The organism is Vogesella oryzae, assembly GCF_902829295.1.
Taxonomy (GTDB): Bacteria; Pseudomonadota; Gammaproteobacteria; order Burkholderiales; family Chromobacteriaceae; genus Vogesella; species Vogesella oryzae.
On the sequence record NZ_CADEPL010000021.1, the window covers coordinates 47,222 to 61,551 of the forward strand.

At 60.3% G+C, this 14,330-nt stretch carries 16 protein-coding genes; 4 read left to right on the plus strand and 12 right to left on the minus strand.

Annotation, left to right across the window (positions count from 1 at the left end):
• Positions 1–12 precede the first annotated feature (12 nt).
• From HU218_RS09445 to HU218_RS09470, 6 genes are all read right to left on the minus strand, one after another.
• Positions 13–441 (minus strand): hypothetical protein, encoded by a 429-nt coding sequence (locus HU218_RS09445; protein WP_174874694.1) that lies wholly within the window; start codon positions 439–441, stop codon positions 13–15.
• A 32-nt stretch (positions 442–473) separates the two neighbouring features.
• On the minus strand, positions 474–1,538 hold the full coding sequence (locus tag HU218_RS09450) for a PilW family protein (protein WP_174874695.1): 1,065 nt from the start codon (positions 1,536–1,538) through the stop codon (positions 474–476).
• Positions 1,538–2,137 carry a type IV pilus modification protein PilV gene (pilV, locus tag HU218_RS09455; protein WP_174874696.1) on the minus strand — a complete coding sequence of 200 codons (600 nt, stop codon included), beginning with the start codon at positions 2,135–2,137 and terminating at the stop codon, positions 1,538–1,540. Before pilV ends, HU218_RS09450 begins: the two co-directional genes overlap by 1 nt.
• 1 nt (position 2,138) lies before the next feature.
• A complete protein-coding gene (locus tag HU218_RS09460) occupies positions 2,139–2,597 on the minus strand; it encodes a GspH/FimT family pseudopilin (protein ID WP_174874697.1) in 459 nt (152 codons plus the stop codon).
• A gap of 2 nt (positions 2,598–2,599) precedes the next feature.
• A complete protein-coding gene (locus HU218_RS17040; protein ID WP_174874698.1) occupies positions 2,600–3,013 on the minus strand; it encodes a type IV pilin protein in 414 nt (137 codons plus the stop codon).
• Positions 3,014–3,196: 183 nt separating this feature from the next.
• The gene (locus tag HU218_RS09470) at positions 3,197–3,682 is read right to left on the minus strand and encodes an Lrp/AsnC family transcriptional regulator (RefSeq protein WP_484606981.1); all 486 of its coding nucleotides are present in this window, start codon (positions 3,680–3,682) and stop codon (positions 3,197–3,199) included.
• 89 nt (positions 3,683–3,771) lie between these two features.
• On the opposite strand from HU218_RS09470, the gene HU218_RS09475 reads away from it, so the two are divergent.
• The 4 genes from HU218_RS09475 (at position 3,772) to HU218_RS09490 (ending at position 5,539) form a co-directional block, all read left to right on the plus strand.
• Positions 3,772–4,389 carry a LysE/ArgO family amino acid transporter gene (locus HU218_RS09475; RefSeq protein ID WP_174874700.1) on the plus strand — a complete coding sequence of 206 codons (618 nt, stop codon included), beginning with the start codon at positions 3,772–3,774 and terminating at the stop codon, positions 4,387–4,389.
• 25 nt (positions 4,390–4,414) lie between these two features.
• Complete coding sequence (locus HU218_RS09480; RefSeq protein WP_174874701.1) at positions 4,415–4,822, plus strand: hypothetical protein; 408 nt, start codon at positions 4,415–4,417, stop codon at positions 4,820–4,822.
• 236 nt (positions 4,823–5,058) lie between these two features.
• Positions 5,059–5,319 carry a translation initiation factor IF-1 gene (gene infA / locus HU218_RS09485; RefSeq protein ID WP_174874702.1) on the plus strand — a complete coding sequence of 87 codons (261 nt, stop codon included), beginning with the start codon at positions 5,059–5,061 and terminating at the stop codon, positions 5,317–5,319.
• A 40-nt stretch (positions 5,320–5,359) separates the two neighbouring features.
• A complete protein-coding gene (locus HU218_RS09490; RefSeq protein ID WP_174874703.1) occupies positions 5,360–5,539 on the plus strand; it encodes a hypothetical protein in 180 nt (59 codons plus the stop codon).
• Positions 5,540–5,613: 74 nt separating this feature from the next.
• Here HU218_RS09490 and HU218_RS09495 read toward each other — a convergent pair whose 3' ends face one another.
• From HU218_RS09495 to rpiA, 6 genes are all read right to left on the minus strand, one after another.
• Positions 5,614–7,968 (minus strand): heavy metal translocating P-type ATPase, encoded by a 2,355-nt coding sequence (locus HU218_RS09495; RefSeq protein WP_174874704.1) that lies wholly within the window; start codon positions 7,966–7,968, stop codon positions 5,614–5,616.
• Positions 7,969–8,041: 73 nt separating this feature from the next.
• Positions 8,042–9,967: a sensor domain-containing diguanylate cyclase gene (locus tag HU218_RS09500; protein ID WP_174874705.1), complete on the minus strand. Its 1,926-nt coding sequence runs from the start codon at positions 9,965–9,967 to the stop codon at positions 8,042–8,044.
• Positions 9,968–10,068: 101 nt separating this feature from the next.
• Positions 10,069–11,136 (minus strand): magnesium/cobalt transporter CorA, encoded by a 1,068-nt coding sequence (gene corA / locus HU218_RS09505; RefSeq protein ID WP_174874706.1) that lies wholly within the window; start codon positions 11,134–11,136, stop codon positions 10,069–10,071.
• Between the two features lie 80 nt (positions 11,137–11,216).
• Positions 11,217–12,665, minus strand: a complete 1,449-nt coding sequence (gene ppx, locus HU218_RS09510) for an exopolyphosphatase (protein ID WP_174874756.1) — start codon at positions 12,663–12,665, stop codon at positions 11,217–11,219.
• A gap of 128 nt (positions 12,666–12,793) precedes the next feature.
• Positions 12,794–13,507 (minus strand): phosphate signaling complex protein PhoU, encoded by a 714-nt coding sequence (gene phoU, locus HU218_RS09515; RefSeq protein ID WP_174874707.1) that lies wholly within the window; start codon positions 13,505–13,507, stop codon positions 12,794–12,796.
• Between the two features lie 108 nt (positions 13,508–13,615).
• The gene (gene rpiA / locus HU218_RS09520; protein WP_174874708.1) at positions 13,616–14,278 is read right to left on the minus strand and encodes a ribose-5-phosphate isomerase RpiA; all 663 of its coding nucleotides are present in this window, start codon (positions 14,276–14,278) and stop codon (positions 13,616–13,618) included.
• Between the last annotated feature and the right edge of the window lie 52 nt (positions 14,279–14,330).

Consider the following 14,330-nt stretch of genomic DNA (forward strand, 5'->3'; position numbering starts at 1 on the left):
CCCGCTGCAATACTAGCTGCAAGGGTCAGAATCTTTGGTCAGCACCCGGATGCCCTGGTGCGTGATAACCTGGGTTCCTGTACGGGTATCGGTCACCGTAGCCTGGAAGTCCCATTGCACTGCATAGGTCTGGTACCCCACCGAGGAGCTATCCAGCTCGCGGAACCCCTCGCACACCGGACGGGCGACCAGCACACTGTAATCATTGACACCATCTTTATCGGCATCGACGGTAAACGTTTGCGGATAGGCGCCGGGATTGGCGATGGGATCAAGCGTGGCAGAGGTGGGTTGGTTGATTATCTGGTCAATCACCTGCTGCGCCGCATTAACGGCCTCATCATGCGCCTGGCTATTGGCAACAATGCGCAGATGCGACATGCCCAGCTTGATTCCCAGGGACACCAGAATGGTGGAGACCAACAGGAACATCAGGGTCATGAACAAGATATTGCCCTTAACTCGGCCGCCCACTACTCTCTCCTCGCGCCAATATTGCTGAGATAAACTGTTTTCCGGAACAGTTTGCGCTTGTAGTTGGCCGCACTACCGGTCGGCGTGTAAACGACACCCGAAGCCAGGGTGTAACTTCGCCCATCCGTATAACCTGCCGTAATCTTATTGGCCCGGGCGACAATGGTTATGCGCAGGGAGACAACACGCGCCCACTCATCGGTGCTGGTCAGCACCCGGCGATAGACGTCCGGCATGCCATCGTGGACAACCACCCGAACCGTACCGGAGGCATCGGTATAACTGTGGTTACTGCCGGCCATATCCAGGCCATACTCCACCACCATCCGTTCGATTCCCTCTACCAGCGGCATGTCGGTAAAGTCGGTGGCCGAGCCGGTATCCCCAAGCTCCAGGGCATGCAAGGTTGGCGCATCCGATCCGGTTGTACACACCCCGCCCGACGCATCTACACAGCGTGCGATATAGAAGATCCGCACCGGATAGCGCCGGATTTCACCTGCAGTCCCACTCAGATTGGTTAGCGTGAATGATGCAGCATTACTGCCTGTAGCAATAATCGGGTAGTTCTGGCGCGCAACCGACTGTAGATAAATATTACGGGCGACGAGTGACGAAGAAGCAATCACGGTGGGGTCAACCGAGCGCACGGCAAAAGCATCGTTATCGCTATAGATGTTGGCACTGGCAATACAGGGAAAAGTCGCCAGCATGGTGCCGGAAGTTGCACCTTGAACGGCAAAAGCCAGTGCATTAGTACCAGATGCCGTTTTATACAGAAATTGCGGATCCTTTTCACAGGCATCCGGCATTGGATCGGTGCTCTCCGGAAACTCATCCATATAGATGTAACTTCCGTAATACCCCGCATTCTGTAAATATTTGGTCAAGACATCCAGCGCATAGCGGCCATTCTCGATCTGGGCAAACTGGCTACTTAATTCACGCTGATTGCGGCTTTGGGCAACATAAAATGCCCCCACGGCAGTGAGCAACAACAAGCCCAGCGTCATGGCAACCATGATTTCTATGATACTGAGCCCCAACTGACGTGATTTCATCATTAGTATGTCGGAGTTAGGTCTACTATTTTTACCCATCGCGCCAGCACCCTGCGATATTGATCATCGACGCCCGTGATTTTTCCGCAACTCAGCGCGGCAGGAGGGCTTGATGAGCGGGTTTTAGAGTGCCAGGAAAGCTGAATCAGCACCCCCCTCGTCCCATCCTGCGTGATGCACCCACGGGCATCGAGCATGGCGCCGACGGAGTTGCCGGCATCCTGCACAGCCAGACCATCCAGTTGCGAATCCCAATCCCGCAGATCTTCTTCTGCCATGGTGGTGGCATCCACACTTACTCCTCCTGACGCCACGCAGGTATTTGCAGAAACATCAGCCCCAGCACCAAGATAAAGACTGCCACTGGTACCGGTAACCGAGTACGAGTAATAGCAATAGGCCGCTTTCTCGTTAGCACGCAAACGCTGAGCCATATCATCCACCAGCACCAAGGCCTGCGCCCGCTGGTAAGACTCGAACTCCACCTGATTGGCACGCATGCTCAGCGCCGCAATCCCCATAAAGCCGATTAGCAGAATCAGCAGGGACACCAGCACTTCTATCAGTGAAAAACCGGATTGGCTGTCGCGGGCATTATTCATGCTAGCACCCTGCATCGCTTACTTCGGACAGGCCGGATAAATAGAGACGAACACAGCGCTGATAGCCTTTATCTGTCCGGATCACATTAAAAGCAGCCGTGGTGGTGGCACGGCCATTCCGGCTGACAGAAGCGCTGGTCGAACCGGTTATTTGAAGGTTCACATCGCCAAACGAGTTCTGGGCAGCAAGCTGTGTTCCCGACACATCGACGGTGACAGTCCAGCCGTTCTGGCAACCACCGGTTTTACAAGAAAGGCTGACGGTCTGATTCCGTTTCACCGCCTCGGAACGGGTGAAAAACAGGGCGGCCTGCAATTGCTCCGATGCCGACTTGACCCGGTTATTGGCGATAATTCCCTGGAAGCTAGGCAATGCCATTGCAATAAATATCGCCAGCAGGACAGTTGCTATCAAGAACTCCATCAGCGTAAACCCACGCTCTGCAACTCGGCGCGCCATGATTAATTCCATTTATCCGCGGGCGACTTTTCGCCACTGGATAACAAGGTCAAAGTGCCATCATCCTTCTGCATAGCTGTCGAAATTGGTGCTGCCACCACAGAATATGCAATAGGTGTTGATGCATTAAAGGCTGATACCGATATCGTATAAAACTTGGAAACATCCGTAGGAACAGTAAGGCCAAGTACCGAAGTACTACTGGCATACTGCCTAGCATCCAGCACGTATTCTTCCTGCTTTGCCGCTACCTCGGTCATAAAAGACATCGCAGCAGACCGATTGCTTTTAATGACATATGCCGTATATGAAGGATAGGCAAAGGCGGCGATTACCCCGACGATGACCACCACGATCATGAGTTCAATCAAGGTTACGCCACGCTGATTATGACGATTAGTTTTTATGGCAAACATTATCCCGGCACCTTCACTGTGGTTTTTCAGTATAACCCCTTTGGAAGCGCCGACAGGGCAAATGGGTAGCTTTCGGCACAGTCTGCCGCTTGCTGATTACATTCTTAAGCCTCACCGATAGACAAAGAGCGCAACCCGCAACTGGTGTAACTGGTGGCAAACACCAGCAGCCCACGTCACCCGCTAACGAGGCGGTAAAACCGGCCGCTGGCTGATGGGAGTCGACAGGATGATGCTGGTCCGCGTCTCCCCCAGATCATTCAAGTGCGACACCAGCAGCTCCAGATGCTGCACATCTCGTGCCAACAGACGGAACACATAGGAGTCATTACCCGTGACGTGATGACATTCCTGCACTTCTGGCATGGCGGCCAACCTGTCGAGCAGTGTTTTCTTGGCCGGTTGCGGCACGGTAATGCCGACCAGTGCAGATAGCGCATAACCCGCTTTTAATGGCGCGACCAGTGCATGGTAACCACGAATCACGCCAGCTTCCTCAAGCCGCTTTACCCGCTCCGACACCGCCGGCACCGACATACCCACCACTTGCGCCAGCTCGGTCAGCGACTGACGGGCATTACCCTGCAATGCGGACAGGATTGCCCACGATTTGGTATCTATTTCCATTTGTAAGGTCCGGATAGCAGTTTCCCTGAAATAAACAGGCAAACATGGATAGCAGCATTCAGCTTGGCATGGTTATCTGCTCCTGTCACCGGCACACTAGACGAGGTGAAATCAGAAGGAAGAAGTGGGCAATGACCATATTTATTGAAGCCGTTGCCATCGGGCTGGCCATTGCCGCGCCGGTAGGGCCGATTGGGCTGCTCTGCATTGAACGCACCCTGCACCACGGCTCGGCACGCGGACTGGCGACCGGACTGGGCGCGGCCACCGCCGATGCTTTCTATGCTACGGTCGGTGCAACCGGCATGGGCGTGCTGATTGGCTGGCTCACCGCTCTGGCCACGCCGCTGGCTCTGCTTGGCAGTGCCCTGCTGTTGTACATGGGTATCACCACATTGCGGCGGCCACTGGCTGAACGAGCCGCCCAGGCAAAAGATGAGGGCAGTCTGCTGGGAGCGTATAGCAGCGCCCTGGCACTCACCCTGACCAACCCGATGACCATACTGTCGTTCATTGCCGTGTTCGCCGGCCTCGCCGGTGGTCATGCGCCAAACCGGGGCGAGGCAATACTGATGGTACTGGGCGTGTTTTGCGGCTCGGCACTATGGTGGCTGCTGCTGGCGTATGGCGGCGGCCGCCTGTTAGCGCGACTTGGCAGCCGCGGCCGCCACTGGGTAGATAGACTGTGTGGATTGTTGCTGATCGGCTTTGCCGTGCTGATTGCCTGGCGACTCCTGATGCAACCGTAGCGGCTTGATAGCTACTACAGCTAATATGACGGCTATTATTAAAGATATCGGAATACCGGCCGATAAACAGACTACCGGATATCATTCTTTACGCGAGGCCGTCATGGAAATCCGCAGCAGTACCAGCGCGACACCCTACACCGCAGCAGTCAGTACGCCCCAGCAGCCTGCTGCCGACAACAAGACGGCCACACCCGCGGAAAGCCCCTCCACGATTGTTACCCTGCAACAGCAGCCGGCTACCGTACAGGAGACGGCCGACAACAACGAACCATCTGCAATGAAATCCTTTGCTTATGGCGTACTGGATCTGCCCGAACCGCAGGCCGGTGCCGAAGCGTCGGCCAGCAAGCCGGAAAACGCATACTTTACCGCCGGCAAATGGCTCAGTGCCGCGGCAACAGTCGGCACCATCGTCTCGCTTTTGGTCTGATTTTTAGTGCCGGACGATGCTGCTAGCTATCAAGAAACCAATAAAATTTGACAAATCAAGCATTTAGCGAAATAATTGGCTTTGCCTCTTCTCAGACCCCCTTCTGCCGGTGTCTGCCTTGCCTTAACTGCTGCCATTCCATGTAGCAATTTCCGCTCAGGTTTACGAAGCAATCTGCCATGTCAGAGCAATTACTGCTGCACATGGCTGTCTACCATTTCAGGATTGGAGCTGCCATGTCCAAAGAAGACATGATCGAACTGCAAGGTGTTGTCATCGAGATGCTGCCGGAGTCGCGTTTTCGCGTCCGGCTCGATAACAACGTGGAGATTCTCGCCTATGGCTCGGGCAAGATGAAACTGCACCGCATCCGCGTGCTGGTTGGCGACCGAGTCACGGTGGAAATGTCGCCCTATGATCTCACCAAGGGTCGTATCAACTTCCGCCACCCTACCGCAAAAATAGAACATGCAGCGCCAATGAGGCGCCGCCATTAAACGGCTACCCGCCTGCGGGTTGCCGCAAAGGAAATACCTAATGAAAATCAAAGAACTGAAACAGGGTGACCGCATCACCCAGCAAATCGACAATTCGACTATCGCGTTTGAAGTAATGTCCATCCAGCAAATCGGCCGCCGTTTCATGGTGACCTTCCGCTCGGCTTTCGGCATCGAAAGCGCCAGCTACCAGGGCGAAGCCTGCGTCACCGCAGCTTAAGTCCGGTTGGCAAAAACACAGAACCCGCCTTTCGGCGGGTTTTTGCATTTATTGCCCGGCCAACGTTGGCCGCATCAGCGCCAGCGCCGCAGCAACAACGAGTTACTGACCACCGACACCGAGCTTGCCGCCATTGCCGCGCCGGCAATCACCGGATTGAGCATGCCGATGGCCGCCAGCGGGATGCCCAGCACGTTGTAGACGAAAGCAAAAAACAGGTTCTGCCGGATCTTGCGCATGGTGGCACGCGACAGGCGTACGGCATCGGCCAGATGCAACAGGTCGCCCTTCATCAGCGTCACATCGGCCGCCTCGATGGCAACATCGGCCCCAGCCCCCATGGCAAAGCTGACATCCGCCACCGCCAGCGCCGGCGCATCGTTGATGCCATCGCCCACCATCGCCACGCGCAGCCCTTGCGCCTGCCATTGGCGGATTTGCGCCGCCTTGTCCTGCGGGCTCTGACTGGCGTGCACCTCGCTGATACCGGCTTCGCGCGCGATGGTCGTGGCCGTTTCCGGTTTATCGCCGGTCAGCATGGCGACTTTCACCCCTAATGCGGCCAACTGCTGCACTGCCTGTTGCGAGGTTGGCCGCAGCTGGTCGGCCAGAGCAAACAGCGCCAACGGCACGCCAGCGCGAGCCAGCGCCAGCACCGTTTTGCCTTCGGCATAGAATGGCTGCGCCACCGCAGGAACCGTACCCAGCACCCAGTCCGGGGTGCCCAGCTGCAAGCGGCCAACGCTGGGCAACACTGCACTGACACCCTTGCCGATGGTTGCCTCGAAAGCCTCCACCGCCAGCAGCGGCGCTTGCCGGCTGGTGGCAGCGGCGAGAATCGCCAGTGCCAGCGGATGCTCCGCCCCCTGCTCCAGCGATGCCGCCCATGACAGCCACTGCGCCTCCTCCCCGTCAGCCAGCGGCACAATGTCGGTCAGTTGCGGCTTGCCTACCGTCAGGGTGCCGGTCTTGTCCACTACCAGCAGATCGAGCTCGGCAGCATGCTGCAAGGCAGTTGCATTGCGGAACAGCACGCCGCGGCGGGCACCATTGCCCATGCCGACCATCACTGCGGTTGGCGTGGCCAAGCCCAGCGCACACGGGCAGGCAATCACCAGCACCGCCACCGCATGAATGAACGCCAGCGGCCAGTCGCCCGCCAGCCAGCCGGTCAACAGCAGCGTCAGCAAGGCAATCACCAGCACCGCCGGCACAAACACCGCCGCAATCTTGTCCGCCAGCGCCTGGATCGGCGCCTTGCTGCCCTGCGCCTCGGCCACCGCACGGACGATGGCGGCCAACTGGGTATGGCCCCCCACCCCACGGGCACGCACTTTCAGCATGCCGCCGCTGTTCTGGGTGCCGGCATACACCCGGTCGCCGACGCTACGCTCTACCGGCAGGCTCTCGCCTGTCAGCAGGCTTTCATCCAGCACCGCATTGCCGGCCTCGACCTCGCCATCCACCGCCAGCCGTTCGCCGTGACGCACGATCACCAGATCGTCCGGCTGCAGCTGGCCGATAGGCAGCTCCAGCAACTGGTCATCGCGCTCCACGCGCGCGGTCTTCGGCGACAGTGCCAGCAGGCTTTCGATGGCACCGGCCGTGCGGCGCTTGGCGCGCGCCTCCAGCAGTTTTCCCAGCAATACCAGGGTGATGATTACCGCACTGGCCTCAAAATAGACATACAGATCGTGCCGTCCGGCCACGGTCGCCCATGCCGACCACAGCCAGGCCATGCTGGTCCCCAGCGCCACCAGCACATCCATGTTGGCACTGCCGCCACGCAGCGCCAGCCAGGCACCACGATAGAAACGCCAGCCGACCAGGAACTGCACCGGCGTCGCCAGCAGCAGCTGCCATGAGCGCGGCAGCCAGCCGTGCTGCTGGCCGGCGGCCATCATCCACATCTCGCCGGCAAACGGCAGGGTCAACAGCAGCGACAGCACAAACCACAGCAGCTCGCGGCGGTAGTGCTGCTGCGCGGCCTGCTGGCGGGCGGCACTGTCGTCGCTTTGCACGCTGGCGTCGTAACCGGCGCGGCGCACCGCGGCGATGACATCGTCGAGTTGCAGGCTGCCGGCCGGAAAGCGCACCGTGGCGGTTTCGGTAGCAAAATTGACGTTGGCCGTAGCACCCGGCAGGCGGTTCAGCACTTTCTCGATGCGTTGCGCACAGGCGACGCAAGTCATGCCGCTGATGGCGACCTGCACGCTGGCGTCCGGCACCCGATAACCGGCCTTGCTGATGGCACCACGCAAGGCGGCGACGTCCTGCAGCGCGGGATCGAACTCGATACGGGCAGTCTCGCTGGCAAAGCTGACACTGGCGCTGACCCCGGGCAGACGGCCCAGCACTTTTTCGATGCGCTGCGCGCAGGCGGCGCAACTCATGCCCTCGACAGGCAGGTTGACGATTTGCTGGCTCATGACAATTTCCGGCGTGGTGATAGTGTCATCATATACCCCATAAGGGTATATAGCAAAGCGACGACGGTCTGCCTTAACTCCAGCGCACGCGCCCCTTGCCACCACGCTTGGCGCTATACATGGCCTTGTCGGCCAGGGCCACCAGCTGGTCAGCCGTCATCTGCTGCCCTACTTGCTGTATCGCCACCCCGATGCTGGCTCCAACCGCCGCCGTGGTAGCTGGCCCCAGCTGCACAGGCTGGCTGATCAGCTGCCGGAGGTGCTCGGCCAGCTGTTGCACCCGGGACTCGTCCAGTTGTGGCTGCTGCAGCAGGACTACCATTTCGTCACCACCCAGGCGGGCTATCAGCATGCCGTCCCCCGCCTGCTGCTGCAGGCGGCCTGCCACCTCGCGCAACAGCACATCGCCGGCATCATGGCCGTGCTGATCATTGACCTCCTTGAAGCCATCCAGGTCCACAAACAGCAAGGCCAGCGGCAATGCCTGCTCCGCAACACGGGCCTGCGCCATGTGCAATTGCTCGAAGAAGGCACGGCGGTTGGGCAAACCTGTCAGCAGATCGTGGCGGGCCTCATATTCTCGTTGCTGCTCGGCCCGCTTACGCTCGGAAATATCATGCAGAAAGGCGCTGAAGATCCGCTGGTCCTCCAGTTGCAGGGCGCGAATGCGCAGCTCTACCGGAATGGTGCCGCCCTGTTTGGTGCGCGCCGGCACTTCGACACGCTGATCCAGCACCTTGCTTTCACCGGTGCGCAGGTAATGCGCCATGCCGGCATGGTGCGCCGCTTGCAGATCCAGCGGGATCAGCAGCTCGTCCAGCGGCCGGCCGATCGCCTCCACCGCGGCCCAGCCGAAGGTTTCCTGCGCCTGGCGGTTCCAGGCAATCACCACGCCGCGCTCGTCGATGCAGATATAGGCATCGCTGGCATGCTCCAGCACCGCACTCAGTTCCGCCTCGCGTTTGCGCAACTGCTGTTCCACACGCTGCTGCTGCACCATGGCGGCCGACAGCTGGTTATTGGCCAGCTGCAGCTGGGTGGTGCGCTCGGCGACGCGCTGCTCCAGCTCCAGTTGCAGGGTATGCAGCGCGGCCTCGGCTTCTTTGCGCTGCTGGATGTCTTTCACGATCAGGATCTGGTACCAGCGGTCATCCAGCGCTTCGTAATGCCGGGTGACGGTGATACTGACCCACCGCAAGCTGCCATCCTTGCGCAGGCAGCGCTGCTCCAGCTGGAAGCGATCAATATCGCCGCGGCGCATCGCCTGCCGCTCGTCGTGACCGATGGGCGCATCGCCCGGATAGATCAAGTCGGTGGCGCGCAACGCCAGCAGCTCGTCTTGTGGATAACCGGTGATCTGGCACAAGGCATCGTTGACGCTCAGCCACTCCCCTTCCGCCCCCAGCAACGCGATACCGGCGCCGGCACCTTCGAAAATCAGCCGCAAGCGCTGTTCCCGCGTATTCATCCGCGCCTGGGCTTCTTCGATCTGCCGCTGCGCCAGCTGCCAGCGTTCGCGCTGCTGCAGTTGCTCGGTAACGATATCCGCCAGCTCCCGCAACATGGCCAGATCGGCTGCGGCCAACGTGCGCGGCCGGGTATCGATGATGCACAGCGTGCCCAGCGGATAACCGTGTCGTGACAAAAGCGGCACGCCAGCATAGAAGCGGATGCCCGGCGAACCGGTAACCAGCGGATTGTCGCGAAAGCGTTCGTCGGCCACGGCATCCGGCACCACCAGCGGTTCCGTCTGCAGGATGGCGTGGGCACAGAAGGCGTATTCGCGCGGCGTTTCACAAGGGTCCAGCCCGACGCGGGACTTGAACCATTGCCGCCCTTCGTCCACCAGCGACACCACCGCCACCGGCACCTGCAACAACTGGCAGGCCAGCCGGGTGATGCGGTCGAACGCCGGCTCCGGCGGTGTATCCAGCAGCTGCAATGCCCGCAGCAGCGACAACCGTTCGCGTTCATGAGGGTGCAGGGGAGCTTGCATCATGTCGTAGCCACTCCGCGCCAAGGCGCATCCGGGAAAAAATCCTGTTTCAGCTTAGAAAGCAGGTTGTCATCCTGCCGCGCATTCTGTTGCCGCAGCCCGGCTTACAGCCAGCGCCGCCGCCAGAAGATGAAGCCCAGCAGCAGGGCAATCAGCAGCATGCCGGCCATCACGCCGTAGTAACCATAATGCCAGTGCAGCTCCGGCATATTGTCGAAGTTCATGCCGTAGATGCCGGCGATCAGCGTCAGCGGCATGAAGATGATGGTGATCACCGTCAGCACCCGCATCTGCACGTTGAGGCGGTTGGACTGCGCCGACATGTACAAGTCCAGCATGCCGGAAATCACCTCGCGCGCGGTTTCCAGCGATTCGATCAGATGCAGGGTGTGGTCGAAGGCATCGCGCAGGTACAGCAGCGTACCGTGCTGGAAAAACGCATAGTCGCCGCGGGGCAGTACATTCAGCACCTCGCGCAGCGGCACCAGCGCGCGGCGCAGGCGCATCGCCTCCTGCTTCTGGCGCTGGATACGCGCCAGGATGAAGCGGTCGTGCCCGGACAGCACCTGCTTATCCAGCTGTTCCACACGGGTATTGAACTGGTCGATGACGCCAAAGTAGTCATCGATGATGGCATCCAGCAGACCGTAGGCCAGATAGTCCGCCCCCTGCTGGCGCAGTTGGCCGCGCCCTTGCGCCAGCCGCTCGCGCAAGGTGGCAAACACCCCCAGCGGCTGGGTCTGGAAGCTCAACACGAAGCCGTTGCCGATCACCAGATACACCTGATCATGCTGCAGGCGCTCGCTGTCATGCTGGTAGCGATACACGCGGGTAGCGATGAACAGGTAATCACCGTAATCGTCTACCTTGGGCCGCTGCCGGGTGTTGAGAATGTCCTCCAGCACCAGCGGGTGCAGCCCGAAACGCTGGCCGATCGCCTGCAGCAGCGCAGGGTCGGTCAGGCCGTACACGTTCAGCCACAGCACCGGCAATTGCGGCTGGTAGGCCAGCCCTTGTTCCAGCGTGGCAAACTCGGTTTCGCGATAGTCGCTGGCGTTGTACTCGATCAGCGAGATGCGGCTGGGCCGGGGATCGGGGTTGCCCACCGGCAATAAGGTACCCGGCGCTTCACCAAGGGTGGGAAAACGAGGTTTCAGTTGCGGATGACGCATACGGCTCCAGACAGACAAACGGTCGTGGCAGAGACTGCACACGACCGGTTCCAGACAACAGCAATAACCGCCAGGCAGGCTTAATCGCCGCGCAGCTCCAGCGCGACGCCGATATCGCGCCACTGGCCGATTTCCTGCTTGAAGGCGGCGGTGGTCAGCGGGTTGGCCGCCAGCCAGCTCTTGCCCACGGTCAGCGCATAACCGTTCATGGTGCGGCGCAGGCCGTGGATGGCATCGACTTCCACCGGATTGCGGCTACGGCAGAACAGCGCGGCCAACCGCAGCGCCAGCACCGCCGGCCACAGCGTCTCGTCGCTGACTTCGCGCAGCATCTTGCCCATATCGCCACGATGCCCCAACACGATGGTCGCCAGCGCGCTCTGCTCGCGGCGCGAGAAACCGGGCATGTCGGCATTGTTGAGGATGTAGGCGGAATGCTTGTGGTAGGCGGTATGCGCGATCGACAGGCCGATCTCGTGCACCCGCGCCGCCCAGACCACGCGCTTGAGCATGTCCTCGTCCAGCGGTTCACCGGCCACCATGCGGTACAGCCGCTCGGCCAGCTGCGTCACCCGTTCCGCCTGCGCAGTGTCGACGTGATAGCGTCGCTTGAACTGGGTGATGGTGGAATCACGCATGTCCTTCTCCCGCTGGCGACCAAGCAGGTCATACAGCACGCCGTCGCGCAGCGCGCCATCGGTCACGATCATGCGTTCCACCGCCAGCGCCTCGAACACCGCGATCATGATCGCCAGCCCGCCCGGCAGCACCGGCGCACGGTCGGACTTCAGGCCGTTGATGGCGATATTGCGGATATCGCCGCAACGCAGCAGCGCCTCGCGCAGCCGCTTCATGCCGGCCAGGGTGATCTCGCCGCCGAACCAGTCGTTGATCTCCATGATGTCGCGCAGCGAGCGCGCGGTACCGGAGGTGCCCACCGCCAGCTGCCATTCGCTGACCGGATACTGGTGGGCAATACGCTGGATCTCGTTGCGTGCGGCCAGCTCGGCATCGCGGAACGCGCTCTTGGTGATCTTGCCATCCGTAAAGAAGCGCTTGCTGAAGGTCACGCAGCCCAGCGGCAGGCTCTCGGTAACATGGGCCTTGTACTGGCTGCCGATGATGAATTCGGTAGAACCGCCGCCGATATCGACCACCAGCCGGCGCTCCTTGGTGGCCGGCAGGGTATGGGCCGCACCAAGATAGATCAGGCGCGCTTCTTCGCGGCCGGCGATGATCTCGATCGGGAAGCCCAGCAGCCGCTCGGCTTCCACAATGAAGGCCGGGGCGTTTTTGGCTACCCGCAGGGTGTTGGTGCCCACCACGCGCACCTGCTTCGGGTCCAGCCCGCGCAGCCGCTCGCCAAAACGCGCCATACAACCCAGGGCGCGGGCCAGCGTTTCTTCGTCCAGGCTCTTGTCTTCTTGCAGACCGCCACCCAGGCGCACGGTTTCTTTGAGGGAATCGAGGGTATACAGCTGGTCATCTACCACACGGGAAATCTGCAGCCGGAAGCTGTTGGACCCCATGTCCACGGTAGCCAGCACGTCAAACGGGGGCGTGACGGTACTCAAATGCTCACCCCTTGTCGGAGAATTGGTTGAATAAAAAAACGGCGGTAACCGATGTTACCGCCGTTCGCTAGGCTGATGCACGCTTATTGGGCGGCGTCGCCCAGCGATTCGCGTTTCTTTTCTTCCAGCGAGGTGTGGCGGATGTCCTTGCCCTTCACCAGATACACCACGTATTCCGAGATGTTCTTGGCGTGGTCGCCAATGCGCTCGATGGCCTTGCACAGGAACAGGGTATCTATGGAGGTGCTGATGGTGCGCGGATCTTCCATCATGAAAGTAATCTGGGCACGCATTTCGGACGCGTAGTCCTGGTCCAGCAGCAAGTCTTGCTCGGCCAGCTCGACCGCGGCGGTCGGGTCCAGACGGGCAAAGGCATCCAGCGCACGGTGCAGCATGGCGATGGCGGTTTCCGCCAGCTTGGAGACTTCACGGAAACGCGGCGCCGGCAGGCGGGAGCCCTGGCACAGGTCGCGGCCAACGCGGGCAATCTTCTGTGCCTCGTCGCCGATACGCTCCAGATCGGTAATGGTCTTGATCACGGCCACCACCATGCGCAGGTCGCTGGCCGCCGGCTGGCGGCGCACGATGATGTGCTGGCAGTCGTCATCGATCTGCACTTCCAGCGCATTGACCTTGGTATCGTCGGCAATCACCCGTTCCAGGCGGACCACATCGCCGTCTTGCAGGGCATCCATGGCGGCACGGATCTGCTGTTCAACCAGGCCGCCCATCTGCAGCACGCGGGTGCGGATGGTTTCGAGCTCCAGGTCATACTGTTTGGAAAGATGTTCGGGCATGTCAGACCTCGGTCAGAATTTCGACGTAACGACGTAGCGTAACTCAGCTTTGTGACAACTTGGTTGCAAACCATGCAAAAATCGGGCCGCCCGCCGGCGGCCAACCGTTTAGCGGTATTCCTTCACGCCTTCCGGGGTACCCAGCAGCAACACATCGGCACGGCGGGCAGCGAACAGGCCGTTGGTCACCACACCGACGATCTGATTGATCTGCTGCTCCAGTTTTACCGGCTCGGCAATCTGCAGGCCGTGCACGTCCAGAATGATGTTGCCGTTGTCGGTGGTGACACCCATGCGCCATTCCGGATGGCCGCCCAGCTTCACCAGCTCGCGCGCCACGTGGCTGCGCGCCATCGGGATTACTTCCACCGGCAGCGGGAACTTGCCCATCATCGCCACGTACTTGCTGCTGTCGGCGATGCAGATGAACTGCTGCGCCACCGCGGCGACGATCTTCTCGCGCGTCAGCGCCGCGCCGCCGCCCTTGATCATGTGCAACTGATGGTTCACCTCGTCGGCGCCATCCACATACACCGGCACTTCGTCCGGGCCGACGCTGTTCAGATCGAGCACCGGAATGCCGATCTCTTTCAGCCGTTTGGTGCTGGCCTCGGAGCTGGACACCGCGCCCTTGATGCGGCCCTTGATCTTAGCCAGCTCGTCAATGAAGAAATTGACGGTGCTGCCGGTGCCGACGCCGACGATGCAGTCATCCGGCACAAACTTGATGGCGGCTTGCGCCACTTGCTGTTTCAGCTGGTTCTGGTCCATGAATCACTCCGCAGGTTTCAGGTGTTTTATGAATTTCGTGATGCGGCCAACC

Coding starts and splice junctions, on each gene's coding strand:
- HU218_RS09445 (WP_174874694.1), bottom strand. CDS start 441: ATGACCCTGATGTTCCTGTTGGTCTCCACCATTCTGGTGTCCCTGGGA.
- HU218_RS09450 (WP_174874695.1), bottom strand. CDS start 1,538: ATGATGAAATCACGTCAGTTGGGGCTCAGTATCATAGAAATCATGGTT.
- pilV (WP_174874696.1), bottom strand. CDS start 2,137: ATGAATAATGCCCGCGACAGCCAATCCGGTTTTTCACTGATAGAAGTG.
- HU218_RS09460 (WP_174874697.1), bottom strand. CDS start 2,597: ATGGCGCGCCGAGTTGCAGAGCGTGGGTTTACGCTGATGGAGTTCTTG.
- HU218_RS17040 (WP_174874698.1), bottom strand. CDS start 3,013: ATGTTTGCCATAAAAACTAATCGTCATAATCAGCGTGGCGTAACCTTG.
- HU218_RS09475 (WP_174874700.1), top strand. CDS start 3,772: ATGACCATATTTATTGAAGCCGTTGCCATCGGGCTGGCCATTGCCGCG.
- HU218_RS09480 (WP_174874701.1), top strand. CDS start 4,415: ATGACGGCTATTATTAAAGATATCGGAATACCGGCCGATAAACAGACT.
- infA (WP_174874702.1), top strand. CDS start 5,059: ATGTCCAAAGAAGACATGATCGAACTGCAAGGTGTTGTCATCGAGATG.
- HU218_RS09490 (WP_174874703.1), top strand. CDS start 5,360: ATGAAAATCAAAGAACTGAAACAGGGTGACCGCATCACCCAGCAAATC.
- HU218_RS09495 (WP_174874704.1), bottom strand. CDS start 7,968: ATGAGCCAGCAAATCGTCAACCTGCCTGTCGAGGGCATGAGTTGCGCC.
- HU218_RS09500 (WP_174874705.1), bottom strand. CDS start 9,967: ATGATGCAAGCTCCCCTGCACCCTCATGAACGCGAACGGTTGTCGCTG.
- corA (WP_174874706.1), bottom strand. CDS start 11,136: ATGCGTCATCCGCAACTGAAACCTCGTTTTCCCACCCTTGGTGAAGCG.
- ppx (WP_174874756.1), bottom strand. CDS start 12,665: ATGGGGTCCAACAGCTTCCGGCTGCAGATTTCCCGTGTGGTAGATGAC.
- phoU (WP_174874707.1), bottom strand. CDS start 13,507: ATGCCCGAACATCTTTCCAAACAGTATGACCTGGAGCTCGAAACCATC.
- rpiA (WP_174874708.1), bottom strand. CDS start 14,278: ATGGACCAGAACCAGCTGAAACAGCAAGTGGCGCAAGCCGCCATCAAG.